We start from the raw sequence: 21455 nt of genomic DNA on the forward strand, positions 1-21455 counted from the left end.
TGGAAATGGTGTGTTGGTGGTGATGGCCGGGGCCGGTGGCTTCTTCCAGCCCGGTCCGGTTCTTTCTGCGGCGAGCACCGCATACAGCGCGTGCTGGCCGCTCCTGGGGGAACAGGCCGCTCAGGTGCCGGCGTTGCGCGTGGCTTCAGGGGTGAACATGGAGGGATTCATGTCTCCCTTGTTGAGCACGGGGCCCTTGGGGCGTTCCTGGAACAGGTTGTAGGCCACGTAGCCGCCGCCAATCAGGTCGTGATAGAAGGCCGTGCCTGCATGCCAGGCGTTGGAGTCGAACGCGTAGTAGTAATTGATGAGGCCTTGCTGCCACAGATTGCCGCGTGCATCGTAGAAGTCGCTCATCACGGCGTGACCTGTGTCCTCATCAAGGAAAAGCACGCGCTTGCCATAGAGATGGCGATAGCCTTCCTTGAGCGTGGCTTCCAGCACCCAGACGCGGCGCAGTTCGTAGCGCATGTAGTCGGGGTTGGCATGACCGGGCTTGAGCAGGTCGGCGTACTTCACGGTATTGGCGTGAATCTTGTACGCGTTGGCGGGAATGTAGATTTCCTTCTTGCCCAGATTCTTCCAGTTGTAGCGCTCGGGCGAACCATTGAAGAGACGGTCGGAGTCAATCGTCATCTTGGCGCCCACACCGCCCCCGATGGGCTGGTCAAAACCGTACTCAGGAATCTGCCGCACCCGGCGTGTGCCCGGGTCATAGCTCCAGCCCAGGCGCTTGTCCTTGCCGAAGTTGACCGGCTCCCGGCTGACGCTGACCCCGCCTTTCTCGCGCTCGGGCAGCTTGACCGCATTCATGCCCTGGGACATGGTGCCTTCCAGCGGCTTGCCAGCCTGCTCGGGGGAGTGCAGCAGGCTCATGTTGCGGTTGTCGGCGCGGCCGAAGACGATGGAGCCATCCTGCATCACATAGGCGTTGTCACGCAGTGTGTGTTCAGTGAACGCGCGCAGCGGAAACAGGTTGTTGAAGGCCAGCTCCATGCCGGTCTTGGGGAAGGGGAAGGGGATTGCCCCTTTGACCGCATTGTCGGCACTCATTCCGTCGGCGTTGATCACGGCGTTCTGCGCATTGGTTTTGGCCGAGGCACAGGCAAAGTCCGGATAGCGGAAGTCGCGGTGGCCCGGATACACGGGAATGCTGAAGGTCTTGGGGTAGCGCGCAAACATGGCCTTCTGGCCCTCGGTCAGGTTGGCGGCGTACTGGGCCGCATTCTCGGCCGTGATGGAGAACAAGGGCTTTTCATTGGCATAGGGGTCCACCGGGTGCTGACCCGTATGCGGCGTGTACTGAATTCCAGGCGGAGTTCCCAGCCATTTGCCCGTGTACTCGGGCACGCCACTGGCAGTGCCGGCCTTTTCGGCACCGATACAGGTCAAGGACTTGCCCAGCTTTTCAATGTCTTCGGGGCTGCCTTTGGCGGCGGCTGCACCAGCCATGACGCCGGTCACGGTCAGTGCGATCAGGGCACGGTAGCTCAGGTTGCTTTCCATCACGAATCCTCAAAGATGTATGTGTGCAGCATTTGCACTATCGATCTGCCCGCGAATCGGGCCAAGGTCTAGTTCAAGTCAGCTAGCCGCTGGCTTGGCGCCTGTTGACGAATTCAATGTTCAAGCGAGCTTTGCGGCTCGCCATCGCTCGTTTGGACTAGCCACTAACGCCTAGCGAAGTCACCACAGAGACAGACTGCCGCTCCGGCCCCGCGCCGACTCGGGCAAGCAAGGGAAAACCTGTGGTGGATGACTTAGGGAAAACCAAGATGAAAATGCGCTTAAGGGAGGCCCGGCGTGATGCCTTTAAAAGCGAAAGGCCGCCATGGGCGGGGCGACGTAGACCGCAAGGACTAGCGCCGTCTGAAGACCCAGGTGGCGAAGTGCCTGCTTTGTTGTCAGGCCTTGCCGGTGCTTGGCTCAGCTGCCGGGCATGCCAAACAGGTCATGCGCATCCAGCAGGGCCCAGGCAATCTCGGGCCTGCGCTCCAGCCCCTTGCGGATCGCGGCGGGAATGCTCTGGCGCGTTTTGCGGCATAGACCGGGCATATCGCCGAGATCGATCTGGATGCCGCGCATGGTGCGCACCTCGTTGTTGCCGGGGGTGATGCGTATCTCCAGACCCAGGAGCGTGTGAATGCGCTGCTGCATATGCTCAAGATCGACCAGGCTGCTGATGCTCTCCAGGCGTTGCAGCAGCTTTTTCTCTTCCTCGCGCGTGAGCTGCAGAATGCGCAGATCCGACCCCGGCGTGCCAAGCAATTGCTCGCGCCGGCAGTCGCAGGCACCGGGCGGGCATTCAACACGGATGGGCAGGGGGGGCGGCTGCATAGGGCGGCAGAGAAAACCAGGGGCAGATGCCAGCATGCTAAGGCCTGCAAGGCCGTGCCGCCAGTGGGGACAGGCCCGGGCAAGGCCTGCGTTGGATGGCGTGCTGGCGGCGCCATAAGTGAATTCACTTGTCCCAGTTGCTCTCAGGTTTGCCTAGACTCAGGCATTATTGAGGGTTACTACTAAAAGTAGGCTGGCTTGATCTGCCGGCCTCTACCAGAACGAAGGCCTGCATTGCCCGCTGCTAGGCAGCGCTGCAGCTGGGATGGGATCAATCACTTTTTATAGCGTCAAGCGCATTATTCATGCGTGATTCGCAGTATTTTTCATGATAGAAATTCGGGATTTATCCCTGACATACCAAGGCCCCAAGGGCCCGGTGCACGCCTTGCGTGGCATCAATCTGGAAATCGCTTCGGGTGAGGTGTTCGGCATCATCGGCCGCTCCGGCGCGGGCAAAAGCTCTCTGGTGCGCTGCCTGAATCTGCTCAACCGCCCCTCGGACGGCAAGGTCATCGTCAACGGACGCGACCTCATGCAGCTGTCCGACGCCGAGCTGCGCGCCGCGCGCCGCGACATCGGCATGGTGTTCCAGCACTTCAACCTGCTGTCGTCCCGCACCGTGTATGACAACGTGGCCCTGCCGCTGGAGCTGGCCGGTATTTCCAAGGACGAGATCTACCAGCGCGTGACGCCGCTGCTGGAGCTGGTGGGCCTGGATTATCTGGCCGACCGCTATCCGGCCCAGATTTCCGGCGGCCAGAAACAGCGCGTGGGCATTGCCCGGGCGCTGGCCAGCAATCCCAAGGTGCTGCTCAGCGACGAAGCCACTTCGGCACTGGACCCCGAAACCACGCGCTCCATTCTGGATCTGCTGCGCAAGGTCAACCGCGAACTGGGCGTGACCGTGGTGCTGATCACCCACCAGATGCTGGTGATCAAGCAGATTGCCGACCGCGTGGCCGTGATCGACGGTGGCGAGATTGCCGAGCTGGGGCCCGTGATCGATGTCTTCACCCGCCCTCAGAAGGCGATCACCAAGAGCCTGATTGACGAAATCGTGCCCCAGCAACTGCCCGAGTCGGTGATGAAGCGCGTGAACCAGCTGGCCGCCCAGCTGCAGCCCGGCCAGCAAGGCCAGCTGCTGCGCCTGTCCTATGCGGGCGAGAGCGCCTATCAGCCGATTCTCTCGCACCTGATTCGCGAGCTGGGTCTGGATCTGTCGATTCTGCACGGGCAGATCGACGAGATCCAGGAGCAGACCTTTGGCTCGCTGGCGGTGTACGCCAGCGGCGAGGCCGCCAAGATTGATGCTGCCGTGGAGCACCTGCGTGCCAGCGGTGTGCAAGTGCAGATCGTGTCCAGCAAGGATTGAGAGCGATGTTTGAGAATTTTTCGGAAATGATGCTCCAGCTGCTGCTGGATTCCTTCTGGGAGACGCTGATCATGGTCGGCATCTCGGGCCTGATCGGCGGTCTGATCGGTATTCCGCTGGGCGTCTTCCTGCGCCTGACCGACCATGGCGGCATCTTGCAGAACGGCCCGGCCAACAAGGTTGTCGGCTGGATCGTGAATGCGCTGCGCTCCACCCCCTTCATCATCTTGCTGGTGGCCATCATTCCGCTGACGCGTCTGATCACGGGCTCCTCCATCGGCACCTGGGCGGCCGTGGTGCCGCTGACGATTGCGGCGGCACCTTTTGTGGCCCGTCTGGTGGAGACTGCCTTGCGCGAGGTCGATGGCGGCCTGATCGAAGCGGCCCAGTCCATGGGTGCGACCACCGGCCAGATCGTCTGGAAGGTGCTGCTGCCCGAGGCGCTGCCCGGCATCGTCGCGGGCCTGACCATCAGCTTCGTCAGCCTGACCGGCTACTCGGCCATGGCAGGTGCCATTGGCGGCGGCGGCCTGGGCGACCTGGGTATCCGCTACGGCTACCAGCGCTTCTTGCCCGACGTGATGCTGGTTGTGGTGATCATCCTGATCTTCTTTGTGCAGGCCATTCAAAGCCTGGGCGACTGGGCCGTGCGACGCCTGAGCCATCGCTGAGCAGCAGTAAACATTACCAAAAATTAAGAAAAGGGGTGCTGCCCGGAAACAGGCTGCCCCCTCTAAAATGCAAGTTCAAAATTTTTTGAAAGGCCGCTCTTGTTCAAAAGCGGCCATGATTTTTTCTGGGTAGATAACAGCAAATGATGGATGGTTTGATTACCGGCCGACTGACCGGCATCCCCGAGAGTCGCGTAGACCGCAACCGCCGCCCCTATATGGTGGCCCGCATGCGAGCCAATGCCGGCGATGGCTCCTCGATTCCCGTGAATATCGTCGCTTTTGACAATGCACCCTGCGCCGTGCTGCGCAGTCTCTCCGAAGGCGATGCGATTGCCCTGCGCGGCAGCTTCACGCCCAAGGTCTGGATCGACAGGCAGGACGAGTCCCACGCCGTGCTCGACGTGGTGGCCCAGCAGGTGCTGGCAGCACCCACGATGTCCGATCTTTGAGAGCCTGCGCATGCAGACAAGCCCGCCACCGTGAAGGAGCGGGCTTTTTTGTGGACGCCTGGGTTGTCGCATGCAACCCGTTGGGGCTTGCACTGCCAATCTGTAGTTTGCATCTGAGCAATCTGTCTAAGAAACAGCGCTCTGGCACATGAAACTGACGCTACAGTCTTAGCCACTCTCAATCTTTGGCACAAGGAATCTGCATGTTGAACAAGCGCTCGCTTTTGCGCACCACATTGGCTGTGGCTGCTACGGCCACCCTGGGCTTTGCCGCCCAGGCCCAGGACAAGACCATCAAGATCGGCGTGACCGCCGGCCCTCACGCGCAGATCATGGAAGTGGTCAAAAAGGTTGCTGCCAAGAACGGTCTGAACCTCAAGGTCATCGAGTTCGGCGACTATGTCCAGCCCAATGCGGCGCTGGCCGCCGGCGATCTGGATGCCAACAGCTACCAGCACCGCCCCTATCTGGATGCCCAGATCAAGGATCGTGGCTACAAGATCAGCTGGGTGGCCGACACGGTGAATTTCCCGATCGGCATCTACTCCAAGAAGATCAAGGCTTTGTCCGAGCTTCCCACCGGCGCCAAGTTCGGCCTTCCCAACGACCCCACCAATGGCGGCCGCGCGCTGCTGCTGCTGCAGTCGCAGGGTCTGATCAAGCTCAAGGAGGGCGCGGGCCTGAAGGCGACACCGCTGGATGTGGTGTCCAACCCCAAGAAGCTCAAGTTCGTCGAGCTGGATGCGGCCCAATTGCCACGTTCGCTGGACGACCTGGATGCCTCCACCGTCAACACCAATTTCGCTATCTCTGCCGGCCTGAATCCCAAGAAGGATGCGATTGCGCTGGAATCGGCCAAGAACCCCTATGTGAACATCATGGTGGTGCGCGATGCCGACAAGAGTCAGCCCTGGGTCGCCCAACTGATCAAGTCCTATCACTCCGACGAGGTGCGCCAGTTCATCGACAAGGAGTTCAAGGGCTCGGTCTTCCCGGCGTTTTGATGGCTACCCGCTGAGGCGCTGCGCGCCTTCCCCTGGCCAGGCGTCCCCCAAGGGGACGACAGCCTCGCTGTGCGGCAGCGCTTGCTTGTTGTCGCCTTGCCGGGGTAAGCTTGCTCTTGAGGCATTGAACGAAGCGCTGCACTTGCAGCGCTTTTTTATTGCTCTTTATTGCTCTTTATTGTTCTTTACTGCGCTTTGTTGCTATTTATTAAATAGCTGCTATCGCTTTATCCTATTGGATTTTAGATAGAAAACACCTTGAAATCTATTGCTGGATTGCGCTGACAGCTATTGTTTTTTTGCTATTCCATGGCCTGAAACCACTCGCCCAGCGGTGCACGCGTGGTCTGGGTCTGGTTGACGGGAGCGGTCTCGTCGGCCCAGCCCAGGGCCAGGCCGCAGACGATGTGCTTGTTCTCGGCCAGGCCCAGCACGCGGCGCACGGTGGCCGGGTACGAGGCCAGGGCTCCGATGGCGCAGCTGCCCAGGCCCATGGCGGCGGCTGCCAGTTGCAGGCCGTAGAGCGTCATGCCCAGATCCATGTAGCCGCCGGGGCCGTAATGGGCGTCGATGGTGACGACCAGCGCCACGGGCGCATCGAAGAAGCGGTAGTTGCGCGCAAACTGCGCTTCGCGTCCGGCGCGGTCGTCGCGTGCCACGCCCAGGGCTCCGTAAAGCGCCTGGGCCGAAGCCACCTGGCGCTTGCGCAGCTGCATGGGCATGGGGCGCGGAAAGTAGGCGTAATCCTCGCATTCGGGCACCTGGCTCTCAACGTCCTGCAGCAGGGCGGCAGTCAGTTGCTCGCGCAGCTTGCCGCGCACGGCGATCAACTGGCCCGGCTGCAGATTGCCGCCGCTGGGCGCCTGGCGCGCCGTCAGCAGCAACTGATGCAGCAGCGCATCAGGCACGGCATCGGGCAGGAAAGCACGTGTGGAGCGGCGTTGCTGCATCAGCGCCATGCCTGCCGGCAAGTCGATGCTTTCAAGTGTTGTAGCAGCTGAGCCTTTGCTGGACATGGGGTAGTAGCTATCAAAAATGAGTTCAAGGAGTGGCTTGCAGCCATTGCACCAGGGTTGCCGCGCCAATGCCGCCGGCTCCGGCAATGGCCGCCAGGCCGAGTGCGTCCCTGGGTGTCGATGACTGGGCCTGATACTCAAGCTGAGCCAGGCATCGCACCAGCGCAATCGCGCCTGAGGCACCGATCGGGTGGCCGCGCGCCAGGCCGCCGCCCGCGCTGTTGATCTGCTCGGGCGCAAGGCCCATGGCGGCGCAAAAGGCCAGGCCTTGCACGGCAAAGGCGTCATGCAGTTCGATGGCCGAAAGATCCTGGGCCAGCAACGGCGACTTGTGCGACCCGGCCAGCGCATCGCTGCCTCGGGCCAGCGCCATGCGCGCCGCCGCGATGGCGGCCAGCAGCGGTGTTTCTGGCGCAGCGCCCACGCTGGCGCTGGCCAGCCATTGTGCGCGTGGCTGCAGATTCCAGCGGGCGCAGGCCTCGGGCGTGGCCAGCAACAGCAGGGCCGCGCCATCGGCCTTGGCCGAAATGGTCAGGGGGCTGAGCGCATGGGCGGCGATATCGCCGGGACTGGCGTTCTGGCTGCAGCCCCGTGCCACCACCGGCATGCGCGCGGCGCGCGCGGGTTGGAGGGCACGCGGATAGGCGTCTGCCGCAAGCCCGGCCACGGGCACGATTTCCGGGGCGAGCTGTGCCTGGGCGGCCAGGGCCCGGCCGTGGCTGAGCAGCGCATACTGCTCCTGCTGGCTGCGGCTGAAGCCATGCGTGAGCGCATAGTCGGCAGCCGACTGCAGCATATCGGGGTCGCGCGCGGGATCGGGGGCAAATGGCGGGCGCTCGTAGCCCTGGGGTTGCTCGCCGGGGTGCAGCGGGCGGGTCTGGCGAATGGGGGCGCGGCTCCAGGCCTCGATGCCGCCTGCAATCACCACCTCCGCCTGACCCGATTGCAGCAGACCCACGGCCATGGCCACGGCATCCAGGCCCGAGCAGCACTGGGTATCGATGGTGTGCGCGGCGCAGCCATCGGGCAGGCCTGCGGCCAGTGCCAGCATGCGCGCCGGGTTGCCGCCAGCGCCCAGGGCGTTGCCGACGACGACCGCATCCACGGCATGGGCCGGCAAGCCGCTTTGCTGCAGCAGTGACAGCAGCAGCGGCTGGCCCAGCTCATGGGGACTGAGCCGGGCCAGGGCCGAGCCGATCGGCGCCACCGGGCTGCGGGCCCAGGCAATGATGGGGGTCTTGCTTGGCATGGGTCTTAACTCTGCCACGGCCGCAATGCGGGGTGCAGGGCCGGGGATATGGCCGCGTCCGCAGGCGCGGTCATCCGGGCGCGCAGGGCCAGGGCCAGCTGGCCGTGATCGGTCTTGCCGCTGGCTGTGTGCGGCCAGTGCTCGCAGATCCACCACTGGCGCGGCACCTTGAAGGCTTCGGTGCGCTCGCGCAGCCACTGGTTGAGCTCCAGGGCCGTTGGCACCTCGGTCTGCGGCCTCCATTGCAGCACCGCGTGTACCTGCAGGCCGCGCAGCGCATCGGCCTGGCCGTGCAGCGAGACCTGGGCAATCGCCGGGTGGCTGGCCAGCAGGTTTTCCACTTCTTCGGGAAACAGGTTCTTGCCCTGGGTGACGATCATGCGGCTTTGGCGGCCCGCCAGACACAGCATGCCGCGTTCGTCGATATGTCCCATGTCGCGCACGGACAGCCAATCGCCGTCGCGCAGCACGGCCGTGGCGTCATGGGCATCGCCCACGTAGTCCATGAACAGCATGGGACTGCGGATATAGATCAGGCCGTCGCTGGCGTGGCGGGTGCCATGCTCGGCCAGCGCATTCTCGGCGGCATCGCTGCCAGTGGGGCGAATGGACAGCTCCACATTGCTGAACGGCCTGCCCACGGCCTGCGGGCCGCTGGCTTTGTCGGCATCCATCCAGGCGACAAAACTGGCCTCGGAGGCCCCGTAGAACTCGATGATGCGGGCCTTGGGGAACAGGGCGCGCAGCGCCGGCGTGTGGGAGCGCATCCAGCGCGCGCCGCTGATGGTGATCAGCTCGACCTCGGGAATCGGTGCGAGCTGTCTATGCTCGGCCCATTGCAGCATCAGCAGCAACTGGCTGGGTACGGCGATGAGGCAGGGGGTATCGCCTCGCGCCAAGGTTGTGAGGCAACGCGAGGCCGAGAACTTCTCCTGCATGACGGCGCCGCAGCCATACCAGATGCCTTGCATGGCCCCGAACAGAAACAGCGAGTGCGAGATGCGCCCCGGTGCCAGCGTGCGCTGGGCCACGACGGGGCCGAAATCCTGCAGCCCGACGCGAAAGCTCTCCGTCCACGACAGATGGTGGCGCTTGAAGCCCTTGGGCAGGCCGGTGCTGCCCGAGGTAAAGCCGGTGTAGAAGGCTGCCGTCGGCGCTGCCGATTCCAGCTCGCAGGGCTGCTTGGGCAGCCAGCTTTCAATGCGCTGGCGCACGGCCGGTTGCCAGTCGGGGTCGGCGACCGCTGCGCAGCGGCCGCTGTGGATTACGGCCAGGAAGTCCACCAGTCGCTCCAGCGTGGAGCGGCCGGCGTCCAGCATCAGCATCTGCGGCGCGCGTTGGGCGACCAGGCGTGCCGAGCGCAGCTCGACCTCGGCATGCAGCCGGCCAAAGGTCCAGGAATCGGCCTCGCTTTGCAGGGCCACCACATCGGGCCGGTGCTGCGCCCAATGGGCCAGCGGGCCATGAACCAGCTGCCACAGGCCCTGCAGCGGCGCTGCAGCGGACGGCGCGTTCACTGGCGACCGCCAAAGCGCCAGTCAGGCATTCCGCGCGCGACGGTGTGGACGATGATGGCGCAGAGAATGCATTTGATGAAGTCGCCGGGTACAAAGGCCAGCGTCACGGCAAAGGCCTGACTCAGGCTCATCTTGGCGACCAGCATCAGGCCCAGCACGCCAAAGGCATGCAGGCACAGCAGACCGCCGATCAAGGAGGCGATGAAGGCGCTCAGCGCCGTGCGACGCGGCGTGCTTTGCGGTAGAGCGGCCATGATGGCGCCGGTCACGGCGGCGGCCAGCATATAGCCGATCAGATAGCCGGCAGACGGCGCCATGAAGACGCCGATGCCGCCGCGGCCGCCAGACAGCAGGGGCAGGCCCACGGCCACGGCTGCGAGAAACAGCGCCATGGACTGCAGGCCGCGCCAGGGACCGAGCATGACGCCTGCCAGCATCACTCCCAGCGACTGGATGGTGATGGGCACGCCGAACGGCAGGTCGATCTTGGGAATCAGGCCCATCACGGCCATCAGGGCGGCGAACAGAGATACCTGAGCCATGGAGCGTGCGCCGCCGCGCGATACGGTGTGAGAGGGAGTGGTAGTCATCAATGCTCTCCTAGAAACCCAGTCTTGCCCAGAGGGCGTCGGCTACACGGCGCGTGGCCTGCAGCATATGAATCGTCAGCGGTGCAATCAGGCGCAAACCGCCGCTTTTGCCGGTGCGCAGGCGGTATGCCTCGTCCAGCTTTGTCCACTGCACAAAGAAATGTTCGGTAAAGCGCAGCATGAGTGCAAGCTGCATGGCCACGCGCTCGGTGGGGATGCCCAGGCGGGCCAGCGGGGCCAGCAGCCATTCCAGCACTTCGACCAGATCGCTGGGGCGCGTGGTGATGGTCAGCACAATGCCCAGAGTCGAGGCGCAGACCAGCCGCAGACTGCTGAGGGCTGCCAGCACAGGGTTGCCCATGAAGACGTGAAAGCCCGCCACCAGCAGCGCTGCGACGATCACCGAGCGCATCAGCCGGCGCGCCACCTGGGTGGCCTGACCCAGCGATATCCAGAGAACCAGGCACGCCACGCCGCAGCCCGCCAGCACCCAGGGGTCGGTGATCAAGAACAAGAGCGTGCCGAACGCTGCCAGCAGCAAGAGCTTGAGGCCGGCCGACCAGCGATGCAGCCAGGTCGCAACTTCGCTGTAGAGACTACCCATGCAGGTCTCCGTGCGCGTTTTTCTTCAGCAACTGCTCCCGCACGGAGGTCTCGTAGGCGCTGCAGATGTCGCGGCCCGCTCCGTCGCCGCGCAGCCGGCCTTGCTCCAGCCAGATCACGCGTTCAAAGTCGCGCACATGATCGAGCACATGGGTGGAGACCAGCACCTGTTGCGGCGCGGCAGCGATATCCTGGGCAAGGCGGGCCTGACCGGGCAGGTCCAGGCTGGCGAAGGGCTCGTCCAGCAACAGCAGCTGGGGCGCGGCAATCAGCAGCGAGAGCCAGCACACCTGCTGGCGCTGGCCCTGGCTCAAGCTGCTGACGGCCCGCTCGGCCCAGTGGGCCAGGCCGCGTGCGGCCAGCAACTCGCGCGCCCTGGCTCTGGCCTGCTGCTTGTTCAGGCCCTGGGGGCGCAGGCCCAGGGCCAGCTCTTCCTCCACCGTGGGGAAGATGATCTGGTCGTCCGGGTTCTGGAACATCAGGCCGATCAGGCCGGGCTTGTGCTGGCGCGCCTGCAGCAAGGGCATGCCATCCACCAGTACCTGTCCGGCCTGGGGCAGCTCAAGTCCGCAAAGCAGGCGGAACAGGCTCGATTTGCCTGCGCCGTTGTTGCCGATCACGCCGATGCGCTTTTGCGTCAGGGCCAGGCTCAGGCCGTCAAACACCTGGGTCTGGCCACGCTGCAGCCGTATGTCGACCAGCTGCACGCCCTGTTGTGGTGGGCTTTGCAAACCGTCGCTCATGCGCCAGCTCCTGCTGCGGCAAGGGCAGGGCTGCAAGACGCCGGGCTGGAATGTGGATGGCAAGAAACGAAAAGGGCTGACATACGGGGAGAGTCTGAAACTGTGCCCCGGCTTCAAACATGCGAGGCAGCGTTGGTGGCGGATTCTAGCGCTGTGAATTTGCTTTCAAAAGACGGCCATCTGAGCTCTTTTTATGTGAATTTCCTATAAGAAATGATTTCTTTACCTGTGGCGGCTGTCTGTTGCCATTGGGGCCGCATTTCGTCGCAGTTGTGCGCCTGATGACAGCGTGTTGCAGAGTGAAGAGTTTTCGCGTGTCGTTCTTGCCTGCTTCAGGGGCTAACTTCGCTCAAACTGCACGAGCGCCTGCGTGAAGATTCGGGAGGTTGGCCGTGGATAGCCATGTTTTGACGTGGCTTGCACGGCAGATGAGCGCAAGCTGCGGCGGGCCGCTGCCGTGAGGCAGTCAAGCCGGCGCGAGATTGGCGGTTTTCGGGCTCAGACAGGCAGTTTGCAAGCACCAAAATTTTTCTGAAAAAATAGCTTTTGAGCCGTCCGGATATAAAAAAGCGGGCTCAGTGCCCGCTTTTTGCTGTCCGGCAATGCGGATGACCTGCCTAGAACTGGTAGCTGAGGCTGGCACCCGTCATCCATTGACGTCCAGGGGCCGGTTCGTAGTAGCGTCCGTTGCCTTCGTTGACGATGACCGAGCCCACATAGTTCTTGTCCGTCAGATTGTCGATGCGGGCAAAAGCACTGAGCTTCCACGCGCCCAGGCGCCGGGTGTAGCCCACGCTCAGGCTGGCCACGTTGTAGCTGGGGGCATAGACCTGGTTTTTGTCGTCGGCGGCAATACGGCCCACATGACGCCAGTCCAGGCCCACACGCCAGTCGGTGGCGGGAAGCCATTCCAGCCCCAGGTAGCCCAGATGTCTGGCCGTGCCGGCAATGCGGTTGCCTGCGGGAATGCAGTCCTGGCCTTTGCTGTCGCAATAGCCGCTGCGCAGGCTGGCGTCGAGCATGGTCAGCGCGCCGTTCAGGCGCAATTGGGGCATCAGCCAGGTGCTGGTGCTCAGCTCCATGCCGCGGCGGCGGGTTTTGCCTGCGTTCTGATAGGAGGTGCGGCCGTTGTCGTTGCTGGCCACCACGATTTCATTGTCGGTGCTGGTTTGGAACAGCGCGGCAGACCAGTCGCCGCGCAGTCCGGCCATATTGAAGCGCTGCTTGATGCCCAGCTCGGCACTGGTCGATACCGCAGGCTTGAGGCCGAAGTTCAGACCACCCACCAGATCGGGGCGGTACGAGATCTCGTTGAAGGTCGGTGTCTCCATGCCGCGACCCAGCGAGGCATAGATATTGGTGTCCTGATTGAGCTCGTGCTGCAGCGAAACCACCGGCAGCAGCTTGTGAAATCCGGCATTGCCGCTATCGTCTTTGTCGGCCAGGAAATGGTCGCGCGACTGGAACTGCACGTTGCTCCAGCGCAGACCGGCATCGAGCTTCCAGCGTGGCGCAAAGGCCCAGGAAGCCTGCAGATAGGGGTCAACGCTGGTGAGGGTATTGCGCTCGTCGCGCACCAGCGCGCCGACCACGCCCAGTTGGTTGCCCACAAAGTTCTTGTAGCCCTGGCGATCTTCCCTGACGGTATTGGCGGACAGGCCGGCAATCAGGCCCAGGCTGCCGCTGCCCAGCTCGTACTTGCCGCTCCAGCGCGCATCGATGCCGCCATAGTCGCGCTTGAGACCGATCACCCCGCCTCTGTAGCCGGTCTGTGATGCCTTGGGTGTGGACTGGAACTGCATCATTTCGCGCTGACCGGCATAGGCCATGAGGCGCAGCGCCTGGCCTGCGCCAAGCTCGCGCTCGTAGGTCAGGCCGGCCTGGGTCTGCTTCACGCTTTTGCGCGAGTTGTATGTCAGCGCATTTGGCGTGGTCATCTGCGGATTCTTGGCCCAGTTCGTTGGCTCTATGCCGCCCGGGTCTTTGGCATCGATGTCCACATGGTTGGCCACCAGGGTCAGCTGGCTGTATTCGTCGGGCTTGACGTCGATACGGGCGTTGAACAGGTTTTTGTCCGCTGCGCTCTGGGCCCGGTAGCCGTCGGTGAGAAAACGGCTGGCGCTGAGCACATAGCCAATCCCGTTGGCTTCGCCCTTGGCCTTGAGGCCCAGGCGCTTCTGGCCGTCGCTGCCCAGCGCAAAGCTGCTTTCCACCGAGGGCGTGCCCTCGCCGCGTTCGGTATAGGCATTGATCACGCCGCCCGAGGCGTTGCCGTAGAGCGCGGAGTAGGGGCCGCGCAGCACTTCCACGCGCTCCAGCGAGGCGATATCGATATTGTTGGTCTGGCCCTGGCCATCGGGCATGGTGGAGGGGATGCCGTCCACATAGATCTGTATGCCGCGCACGCCGAAGGTGGAGCGTGCGCCAAAGCCGCGAATGGACAGCTGCAGGTCTTGCGCGTAGTTCTGGCGGTTCTGCAGCTGCAGTCCCGGAGCTGCGCTCAGGGACTCCGAGAGATTGACCTGCAGATTGCGCTCGCGCATGCGCTCGCCGTCGAGCACGGTGACGGAGGCCGGGGTCTGCTCAAGCGCGGACTCCTGCAAGGTGCTGCGCACGGTGACTTCGGACAACTGGGGCAGGTCCGGCTGGGCGGCGGCTTGCTGGGCTGTTGCGGACTGTGCCGTCAGCAGCAGTCCGGCGGCGGCCACAGGCCAGCCTGCCAGATGACAAAGGCGCGAAAAATGCATGTGAATATCTCTGGGGCTTGGGGTGGGCATTCAGTGCCCTGGATGGCTTGCAAGCGTCTGCTAACGCAGTCCATCGCCGCGCCATGGCGCGCTTTCAGGCATGGCGTACCTGCGCCATTGTCGGCGCAGTGGCAGGTTGCGTCTCAGGCCGCTTGCGGTGCTGGGGCGATTGTATTTGGGCAGCCGTGTTTTGATGTTTTTGCCCGGGATGTCCTTCTTGCCCGTGCTGGAGCCTTACCCCAGGTTACAAGTGACGCGACTTTCATGCGCCGGCTCCGGCCCCTTGCAGCGATGCCGTTGGGGTAAGATGGCGCCGCGCTCCGGGGTGCACACCAGTGCTGAGATCTACACCCGCGAACTTGACCCGGTTCATACCGGCGGAAGAAGAGCTTGCAAGCTGACCTCAGGGCAGTGCGTTCTCGCATGGTCAGCAAGCCTTCGGAGCATGATGTCCCCGCTCTCGAAGGAATTTCATGGACAAGGCCGCTTCGCTGGTCGCCGATCTGCTTGCTTTCATCGCAATGGATGACTGCACCGACGACCAGTTCAATCAACTCGCCCTGCGCCTTTTCGCCTACCAGTACGAATGCAATGCGCCGTTTCGCAGCTTTTGCCAGCGACGCGGTGCCACGCTGCGCAATGTCAGGAGCTGGCGCGATGTTCCGGCCGTGCCCATCGATGCCTTCAAGGCCATGGAGCTGCGCAGCGAGCCGCCGTCGCCCGCCGAGCGCGTATTCATGACCAGCGGCACCACGGGGCGCGCCGCACGTGGACGTCATTTCCATCCGCAGCTCGATGTCTACGACCTGTCCATGAAGCGCTATTTCTCCAGGCGTTTCATGCAGGGTCTGGAGCGCATGCCCATGGGCATTCTGTTTCCCGATGAGCAGGCCATGCCCAATTCCTCGCTGGCCCACTATCTGGCGCTTGCCCGCTCCGAATTCGGCTCGGCAGGCAGCCGCTACTATCTGAGCTCGGAAGGGCTGGACATGCCGGCCCTGTGCGCCGCATTGGAAGAGTCCGAGCGCAGCGGCCAGCCCTTTGCCCTGCTGGGCGCGAGCTTCAGCCTGGTCCATGTGATGGATGCCCTGCGTGCGCAGGACCGCAGCTTTCGCCTGCCCGCAGGCAGCCGCGTGCTGGATACGGGCGGCTACAAGGGGCAGTCGCGCGAGCTGCCGCTTGAGCAGTTCTATGCCGAGCTTTCCCAGTTGCTGGGCGTGCCGCGCAGCCTGTGCATCAATATGTATGGCATGACCGAGCTGAGCACCCAGTTCTATGACGATGGCAATGCGGTGCTGCCTTCGGTCAAGTCCGGCCCGCACTGGATTCGCTCGCGCCTGGTCGAGCCGATCACAGGGCGGGATGTGGCCGCTGGTGAGCGCGGCATTCTGGTGCATTGCGATCTGGCCAACTACAACGCGGTGACCACCATCCTGACCGAGGATGTGGGCCTGTGGGCTGGCCCGCAGGAGAAAGACGGCTTTTTGCTGCTGGGGCGCGCCGAGGGCGCCGCAGCCAAGGGTTGCTCGCTGGCGGTTGAAGAGTTTGTGAAGGCTGCCAGCGCATGAGCGAGCAGCGCAAGGTGCAGCGTATCAGGGCTGGCTATCTGCCGGGCCTCGGTGACGATGAAGTGCAGTGGCAGACGCTGGACTTCAAGTCTCGGGACGGCCAGGTGCTGCAAGTCAGCGTTCCGCTGCTGACGGCGCCGCAGATGCAGGCTCTGGCCTGTCGTGTGCGCAAGGCTGCGGCCATTCATCTGCGTCCCATGCCGGTGGCCGAGATCATCGATGCCGTCGATCGTGCGATGGCTCGCCTGCTGGACCGTAACGACATCTACCGCCAGCAGGCCGAAGCCTGGCTGCCCGTGGTCAGCGGCTATGACGCCGATATGGTGCGGCTGGGGCTGACAGGATTTTTCAAGACCTTTCGTGCAGCTCAGCTCAAGCGCTTTGTGGCCGAGGATTTTGCCAACCCGGCGGTGCTCGATGGCTTTCAACCGGCAGCCAAGGGCGGGGCCGTACGTGCTTTCGGCCCGGATCTGCTGGTGCATAGCTGGGCTGGCAACGTGCCTGCGCTGTCACTGTGGAGTCTGGTCTGTGGCTTGCTGGTCAAGGCCCCAGCGATTGGCAAGCTGGCCAGTGCCGAGCCCTTGTTTGCGGGATGGTTTGCACGCCTGCTGGCCGAAGTCCACCCTCCGCTGGCTGAGTGCCTGGCCGTGGTGTGGTGGCGCGGTGCCGGTGGCGAGGAGGCCGACGCGCTCTACGCCCAGGCCGATACGGTGCTGGCCTATGGCGGCAACCAGACGCTGGATGCGCTGCGCCGTCGTCTGCCTGTGACGACCCGCTTTTTGCCCCATGGCCACAAGCTGGGCTTTGGCCTGATTGATGCGCAGGCGCTGGATACGCTCAAGGCTCCGGCCATGGCAAGGCTGGCAGCCTGGGACGTGATGCGCTATGACCAGCAGGGCTGCTATTCGCCCCATGTGTTCTATGTGCAGCGTGGGGCGCCGGTTTCGGCGCGTGCTTTTGCCGACTACCTGGCGGCCGAGCTTGCCAATCTGCAGCGACGTTTCGCACGCCGCGAGCTGGATCTGGAAGAAGGGGCGGCGCTTGCCCGCTGGCAGCAGAACATGGAGTGGGGCGGTGACGCACACCAGCTGCTGGGGCCTGTGGATGCGCCCTGGAGCGTTGCCTACAGCGAGAGTCTTCAGCCCCTGGCGCCGACCGCGCTGTACCGCACGATTGCCGTGGTGGCCGTGGACCGGCTCGATGCCGTGCTGCCCGTGGTGGCCGCTCAGCGCGACTATCTGCAGACCGCCGGCATTGCCGCCGGCCCCGAAGAGCTGTACCGCCTGGCCGGGCTGCTGGGCGCGGCTGGCGTCACGCGCATCAGCGCCATCGGCTCCATGAGCATGCCCGAGGCCGGCTGGCACCATGACGGGCGCTTCAACCTGCTGGATCTGGTGCGCATGACAGAGATCGAGCAGTCGGCAGAACTCGCGGCCCAGCCGCTGGCCGCTTATGCGGACTGAGGGAGTGGAGACAGCCGTGGCATTCATGGAGTTCAAGCAGGCCCGATTCAGCTACCCGGGACGAGCGCCCGTGGTGGATGGCGTGGACTGGCAGGTCGGGGCCGGAGAGTTTCACTGCCTGCTGGGGCGCAGCGGCTGCGGCAAGACCACGCTGCTCAAGCTGGCGGCAGGCCTGCTCAGGCCCCAGTCGGGGCATGTCTTGCTGCGCGGCAGCGAACTGGCAGCGCCGGGGCCGCAGCTGGGCTTCATGTTCCAGGCACCGACACTGCTGGACTGGCATACGGTGATCGACAACGTGCTGCTGCCCGTGTCGCTGCAGCGCAAACCCATGCAGCGGGATCAACAGGCGGCCATGCAGTTGCTGGAGCAGCTGGGTCTTGCCGCCCATACACGGCTTTACCCGGGCCAGCTCTCGGGCGGGCAGCAAAGTCGCGTGGCTCTGGCACGAGCCCTGATTCTGGAGCCACCGCTGCTGCTGCTCGACGAGCCTTTTGCGGCACTGGATGCCATCACGCGCTCCGAGCTGCAGGACGATTTGCTGCGCACCTGCCATAGGCATGGCACGACGGTGCTGTTTGTCACCCACGACATCAACGAGGCCGTCTATCTGGGCGACCGCATTGCACTCATGCATGGCGGCCGCATCGTGGACGGCTGGTCGATAGCACTGCCACAGCCGCGCCAGCAAAGCATGCGCCATGGTGCGGCGTTCAACGACTATTGCGCGCGCATTCGGGCATCCATGGACCGGGGTGGCGCATGAGCGGCTTGCTGAACAGAACACATTGGCTGTCTGCCTCGCTTTTGATAGCCGTTCTGGCACTGTGGGAGCTGGCTGCGAGGCAATTGGGCTTGTCGGCGCTGGTGTTGCCTGCGCCCTCGGCAGTGGCGCTGTCGCTGTGGTCGGGTCTGGCATCCGGCTATTTCTGGCCGCATCTCTGGGCGACCTTGCAGGCCTTGCTGCTGGGGCTGCTCGTCGGCAGTGCCGTGGGCCTGCTGGCCGGCATGGCTCTGGCCGAGTCCGAGTTGCTGGAGCGCGTGCTCAAGCCCTATGTGGTGGTCAGCCAGGTCGTGCCCAAGCTGGCCCTGGCGCCATTGTTTGTGCTGTGGTTCGGCTTCGGCATGCTGCCGACGGTGCTGATCACGGCGCTGATCTGCTTTTTCCCATTGATGGAAAACACACTGACAGGCCTGCGGCAGGTGGATGCGCAGCGCCTGCAGCTGTTTCGCATGCTGGGCGCTACACGTGTGCAGACCTTGCTGCGCCTGAAACTGCCGACCGGGCTGCCCGCGATTCTGGCCGGGCTGCGCGTGGCCGTGGTGCTGGCGCTGGTCGGAGCCGTGGTGGCCGAGTTCATGGGCGCCAGCCAGGGCCTGGGGGCGGTGGTCATTGCCGCCCAGGGAATGATGGACACCACGCTGATGTTTGCGGCGCTGGTGCTGATTGCCGCCATGGGCCTGCTGCTGTATCAGGCCTGCCTTGTTCTGGAGCGCCGCTTGCTGCGCGCCCATCACTTTTCAACCTCGCAGTCGGGCGATCGGGCCTGACTGCCTCTTCAAACCATTTGTCATGCACACCAGCAACCAGACTTCGTTCATCTCTCGCCGCAGCCTGCTCGGCGCCTGTGCAGGCCTGAGCGGCCTTGCCATGACCGGCACCAGCATGGCGGTTCCTTTGCAGGGCAAGATTCGCCTGGCCGGCTGGAGCAAGCCCATCAGCGAGATCACCAATATTCTGGTCGAGCCCGAAAAAGGCTTCTTCAAGGCGAACGGCGTGGAGCTGGCCTATCTGCCCGGTGCGGGTGGCGGCGATGCGATCCGCAATATCCTCAGCGGCCAGGCCGACGTGGCGTTTACCGACCCCGGCTCCTTCTTCATGGCTCTGGACAAGGGCGAGAAGCTGGTGGCGATCTACGATATCTATCCGCAGAACGTGTTCAACGTGGTCTCGCTCAAGTCCTCGGGTATTCGCAAGCCCGCAGACCTCAAGGGCAAGAAGATCGGTGTCTACAGCCTTGCCAGCGGCACGCGCCAGAACCTGCTGGTGATGCTGCATCAAGCGGGCCTCAAGGAGTCGGATGTGAGCATTGTCGTGACCGGTCTGCTGAACTTTGCTCCCTTGATGCAGGGGCAGGTTGATGCGACTGCCGCCACGGATACAGGCCTGGCGGTCGGGCTGCGCAAGGGCATAGGCGAAGTCAATGTGATGCAGGTCAGCGACCACCTCAATATGTCCAGCGACATGTTTGTGGTGCGTGAGGAGGTGTTCCAGCAGAAGAAGGACCTGCTCAAGGCATTCGTCAAGGGCTACCGCGAAAGCGCCGCCTGGATGATGGCCAATCCCGAGGAAGCCTCGGTGCTGGCCAGCAAATATGCCATCGACGGCACGCGTCGCGATATCAACCTGGATGTGATACGCCTGCGTAACGCCTCTTCCATGCCGACCGTCCAGGGCCAGCCGTTGGGCAGCTTCGATATGGCCGCGCTGCAAAAAGGCGCCGATACCTATCGTGCGCTGGGCATGGTGCAGCGTCAGATCAAGGTGGCGGATGTGGTTGTGCCGCTGTAAATCTCTCCCTGAGGCGTGTTGCCTAGGCGGCTCCGGGCCTTTCCCCTCTCTTTCTGGGGGAGGGGACGACAGCATTGCTGCGGGGTGGCGGGGCGGCGGGGCAGCCAAGGCCCTTGCTTGCTGCCTCTTGCTTGGGGCTTGCTAGTGTTTGAGCGGAAAGCGTGAATATGAGTCAGTCTTCTTCAATGGGCTTGAGCGGCAAGGTGGTGCTGGTGACGGGGGGCAGCCGCGGCATTGGCGCTGCGATTGCCCTGGCGTTTGCGCGCGAGGGGGCGATGGTGGCCATCAACTACCTGTCCAACGACGAGGCTGCAGCCCGCACGGTGGATGCCTGCCTGGCCGCGGGCAAAGACTCGGGCGGCGATGCCTGGGCGGTCAAGGCCGATGTGGGTTCGCCCGATGCGGTGCAGGGCATGGTGGACGGCATCGTGCGCGAAGCGGGGGGCATCGACATCGTGGTCAACAACGCCTTCATGCCCTACGCGTTCGATCCGGAACGCCGCAGCCGGTTTGACGATCTGCAATGGACGGACTATCAGGCCCAGTTCGACGGAGCCGTAGGCGCAAGCTTCAATGTTTGCCGTGCGGTGCTGCCGCTGATGCGCCAGCGAGCGCGCGGCAGCATTGTCAACATCGTCAGCAATCTGGTGGAGCAGCCTGTCGTCGCCTACCACGACTACACCACCTCCAAGGGGGCCTTGCTGGCCTTCAGCCGCAATCTGGCCAGCGAGCTCGGGCCAGTGGGCATCCGCGTCAACTGTGTGGCGCCCGGGCTGGTCTATCCCACGCAGGGCACACAGGGCAGCAAGGAGTCTTTCCGGGAATCGCTGATGGCGGCCACGCCGCTGAGGCGGCTGGCGAGGCCCGAAGATGTGGCAGGGCCGGTGCTGTTTCTGGCCTCAGAACTCAGCGGTTTCATGACCGGGCAACTGCTGCTGGTAGACGGCGGTCTGGTGATGCGCTGAGCTGCCGGGCAGTCAAGGCAAAGCCTGTCTGCCTGCTTGACCTTACTGCTTGGCAGATGACTGGGCGTGATCCATCGCATCGATGATGGCCACGCCGGTCTGCTGTACGCCCGGAGCGTTGAAGCCCGGGCCTGGTGTGACGGCAGGGTGGCTGAGCAGCTTCTCGGCCATGCTGGGCGCTGCGGCAGGCGCGCTGGCCTGTACGGGGGAGGGCGGGTTGGCGGCAGGCTTGGCAGTTGCTTGTTCGGTGGAGTCCAGATAGTCGTTATAGCGCTTGTAGGCCTGACGCTCGCTACGAATCTGCTCCTGCTGCTGCTGTGAATGCTTGAAGTACCGATAGGCGACCGTACCCAGAATCAGTGCTGCCACCAGAAATACGGCAATAGCGGTGACGACGAGGTTTTCGTCGGAGCGCTGAGGCGCTTGATGGATGGCGGTGGACATGGGGCGGGAAGCTGGCATCTGGGAAAGCACGTCCGAGTCAACCGGGACTCGGACCTGATAGGTATCAAACTGTTTTCAGAGTATCAAAAACAGCGGGTTCAGGCCTTCAGATCGGCATTTTCTTCGAGAACTTCAGTCGGAA

The 21455-nt window shown here is 63.6% G+C and carries 20 protein-coding genes; 10 read left to right on the forward strand and 10 right to left on the reverse strand.

The annotated features are described in order from the left end of the window. Positions 1-120: 120 nt before the first annotated feature. Positions 121-1506, reverse strand: a complete 1386-nt coding sequence (locus AC1RTQ_RS21235; protein WP_492878669.1) for a DUF1329 domain-containing protein — start codon at positions 1504-1506, stop codon at positions 121-123. Positions 1507-1926: 420 nt separating this feature from the next. Then, entirely contained in the window at positions 1927-2337 is a 411-nt protein-coding gene (locus AC1RTQ_RS21240) for a hypothetical protein (RefSeq protein WP_492878812.1), read from the reverse strand. A 328-nt stretch (positions 2338-2665) separates the two neighbouring features. Between AC1RTQ_RS21240 and AC1RTQ_RS21245 the strand changes: the two genes are divergently transcribed. The 4 genes from AC1RTQ_RS21245 to AC1RTQ_RS21260 all read left to right on the forward strand — a co-directional run bounded on the left by AC1RTQ_RS21245 (position 2666) and on the right by AC1RTQ_RS21260 (position 5839). Continuing rightward, positions 2666-3712, forward strand: coding sequence for a methionine ABC transporter ATP-binding protein (locus AC1RTQ_RS21245; RefSeq protein WP_492878671.1), 1047 nt, complete (start codon positions 2666-2668; stop codon positions 3710-3712). Between the two features lie 5 nt (positions 3713-3717). Beyond that, positions 3718-4383 carry a methionine ABC transporter permease gene (locus AC1RTQ_RS21250; RefSeq protein WP_003055731.1) on the forward strand — a complete coding sequence of 222 codons (666 nt, stop codon included), beginning with the start codon at positions 3718-3720 and terminating at the stop codon, positions 4381-4383. A gap of 143 nt (positions 4384-4526) precedes the next feature. Beyond that, positions 4527-4835 (forward strand): single stranded DNA-binding domain-containing protein, encoded by a 309-nt coding sequence (locus AC1RTQ_RS21255; RefSeq protein ID WP_012838140.1) that lies wholly within the window; start codon positions 4527-4529, stop codon positions 4833-4835. A 203-nt stretch (positions 4836-5038) separates the two neighbouring features. After that, positions 5039-5839 carry a MetQ/NlpA family ABC transporter substrate-binding protein gene (locus AC1RTQ_RS21260; RefSeq protein WP_492878674.1) on the forward strand — a complete coding sequence of 267 codons (801 nt, stop codon included), beginning with the start codon at positions 5039-5041 and terminating at the stop codon, positions 5837-5839. Positions 5840-6141: 302 nt separating this feature from the next. On the opposite strand, the gene AC1RTQ_RS21265 is transcribed toward AC1RTQ_RS21260, so the two are convergent. The 7 genes from AC1RTQ_RS21265 to AC1RTQ_RS21295 all read right to left on the reverse strand — a co-directional run bounded on the left by AC1RTQ_RS21265 (position 6142) and on the right by AC1RTQ_RS21295 (position 14304). Continuing rightward, a complete protein-coding gene (locus AC1RTQ_RS21265) occupies positions 6142-6855 on the reverse strand; it encodes a nitroreductase (protein ID WP_492878676.1) in 714 nt (237 codons plus the stop codon). A gap of 25 nt (positions 6856-6880) precedes the next feature. Further along, positions 6881-8104, reverse strand: a complete 1224-nt coding sequence (locus tag AC1RTQ_RS21270; RefSeq protein ID WP_492878678.1) for a thiolase family protein — start codon at positions 8102-8104, stop codon at positions 6881-6883. 5 nt (positions 8105-8109) lie between these two features. Continuing rightward, positions 8110-9621, reverse strand: coding sequence for an AMP-binding protein (locus tag AC1RTQ_RS21275; protein WP_492878680.1), 1512 nt, complete (start codon positions 9619-9621; stop codon positions 8110-8112). Further along, complete coding sequence (locus tag AC1RTQ_RS21280) at positions 9618-10211, reverse strand: biotin transporter BioY (RefSeq protein WP_302091097.1); 594 nt, start codon at positions 10209-10211, stop codon at positions 9618-9620. Before AC1RTQ_RS21280 ends, AC1RTQ_RS21275 begins: the two co-directional genes overlap by 4 nt. A 10-nt stretch (positions 10212-10221) precedes the next feature. Then, positions 10222-10815 (reverse strand): energy-coupling factor transporter transmembrane component T family protein, encoded by a 594-nt coding sequence (locus AC1RTQ_RS21285; RefSeq protein ID WP_492878682.1) that lies wholly within the window; start codon positions 10813-10815, stop codon positions 10222-10224. Further along, on the reverse strand, positions 10808-11557 hold the full coding sequence (locus AC1RTQ_RS21290; protein WP_492878684.1) for an energy-coupling factor ABC transporter ATP-binding protein: 750 nt from the start codon (positions 11555-11557) through the stop codon (positions 10808-10810). Before AC1RTQ_RS21290 ends, AC1RTQ_RS21285 begins: the two co-directional genes overlap by 8 nt. Before the next feature lie 617 nt (positions 11558-12174). Continuing rightward, a complete protein-coding gene (locus AC1RTQ_RS21295; protein WP_492878686.1) occupies positions 12175-14304 on the reverse strand; it encodes a TonB-dependent receptor family protein in 2130 nt (709 codons plus the stop codon). Positions 14305-14777: 473 nt separating this feature from the next. On the opposite strand from AC1RTQ_RS21295, the gene AC1RTQ_RS21300 reads away from it, so the two are divergent. The 6 genes from AC1RTQ_RS21300 to AC1RTQ_RS21325 all read left to right on the forward strand — a co-directional run bounded on the left by AC1RTQ_RS21300 (position 14778) and on the right by AC1RTQ_RS21325 (position 20869). Then, a complete protein-coding gene (locus AC1RTQ_RS21300; RefSeq protein WP_492878688.1) occupies positions 14778-15872 on the forward strand; it encodes a LuxE/PaaK family acyltransferase in 1095 nt (364 codons plus the stop codon). Further along, positions 15869-17335 (forward strand): acyl-CoA reductase, encoded by a 1467-nt coding sequence (locus tag AC1RTQ_RS21305; protein ID WP_492878690.1) that lies wholly within the window; start codon positions 15869-15871, stop codon positions 17333-17335. Before AC1RTQ_RS21300 ends, AC1RTQ_RS21305 begins: the two co-directional genes overlap by 4 nt. A gap of 25 nt (positions 17336-17360) precedes the next feature. Next, positions 17361-18098 (forward strand): ABC transporter ATP-binding protein, encoded by a 738-nt coding sequence (locus tag AC1RTQ_RS21310; RefSeq protein WP_492878814.1) that lies wholly within the window; start codon positions 17361-17363, stop codon positions 18096-18098. Next, a complete protein-coding gene (locus AC1RTQ_RS21315; RefSeq protein WP_492878692.1) occupies positions 18095-18883 on the forward strand; it encodes an ABC transporter permease in 789 nt (262 codons plus the stop codon). The genes AC1RTQ_RS21310 and AC1RTQ_RS21315 overlap by 4 nt, the downstream gene beginning before the upstream one ends. Positions 18884-18905: 22 nt before the next feature. Then, positions 18906-19904, forward strand: coding sequence for an ABC transporter substrate-binding protein (locus AC1RTQ_RS21320; protein WP_492878694.1), 999 nt, complete (start codon positions 18906-18908; stop codon positions 19902-19904). 185 nt (positions 19905-20089) lie between these two features. Next, positions 20090-20869 (forward strand): SDR family oxidoreductase, encoded by a 780-nt coding sequence (locus AC1RTQ_RS21325; protein WP_492878816.1) that lies wholly within the window; start codon positions 20090-20092, stop codon positions 20867-20869. A 42-nt stretch (positions 20870-20911) separates the two neighbouring features. On the opposite strand, the gene AC1RTQ_RS21330 is transcribed toward AC1RTQ_RS21325, so the two are convergent. Beyond that, positions 20912-21313 carry a hypothetical protein gene (locus AC1RTQ_RS21330; RefSeq protein ID WP_492878696.1) on the reverse strand — a complete coding sequence of 134 codons (402 nt, stop codon included), beginning with the start codon at positions 21311-21313 and terminating at the stop codon, positions 20912-20914. Between the last annotated feature and the right edge of the window lie 142 nt (positions 21314-21455).

This window comes from Comamonas sp. GW821-FHT11H03 (assembly GCF_058807955.1).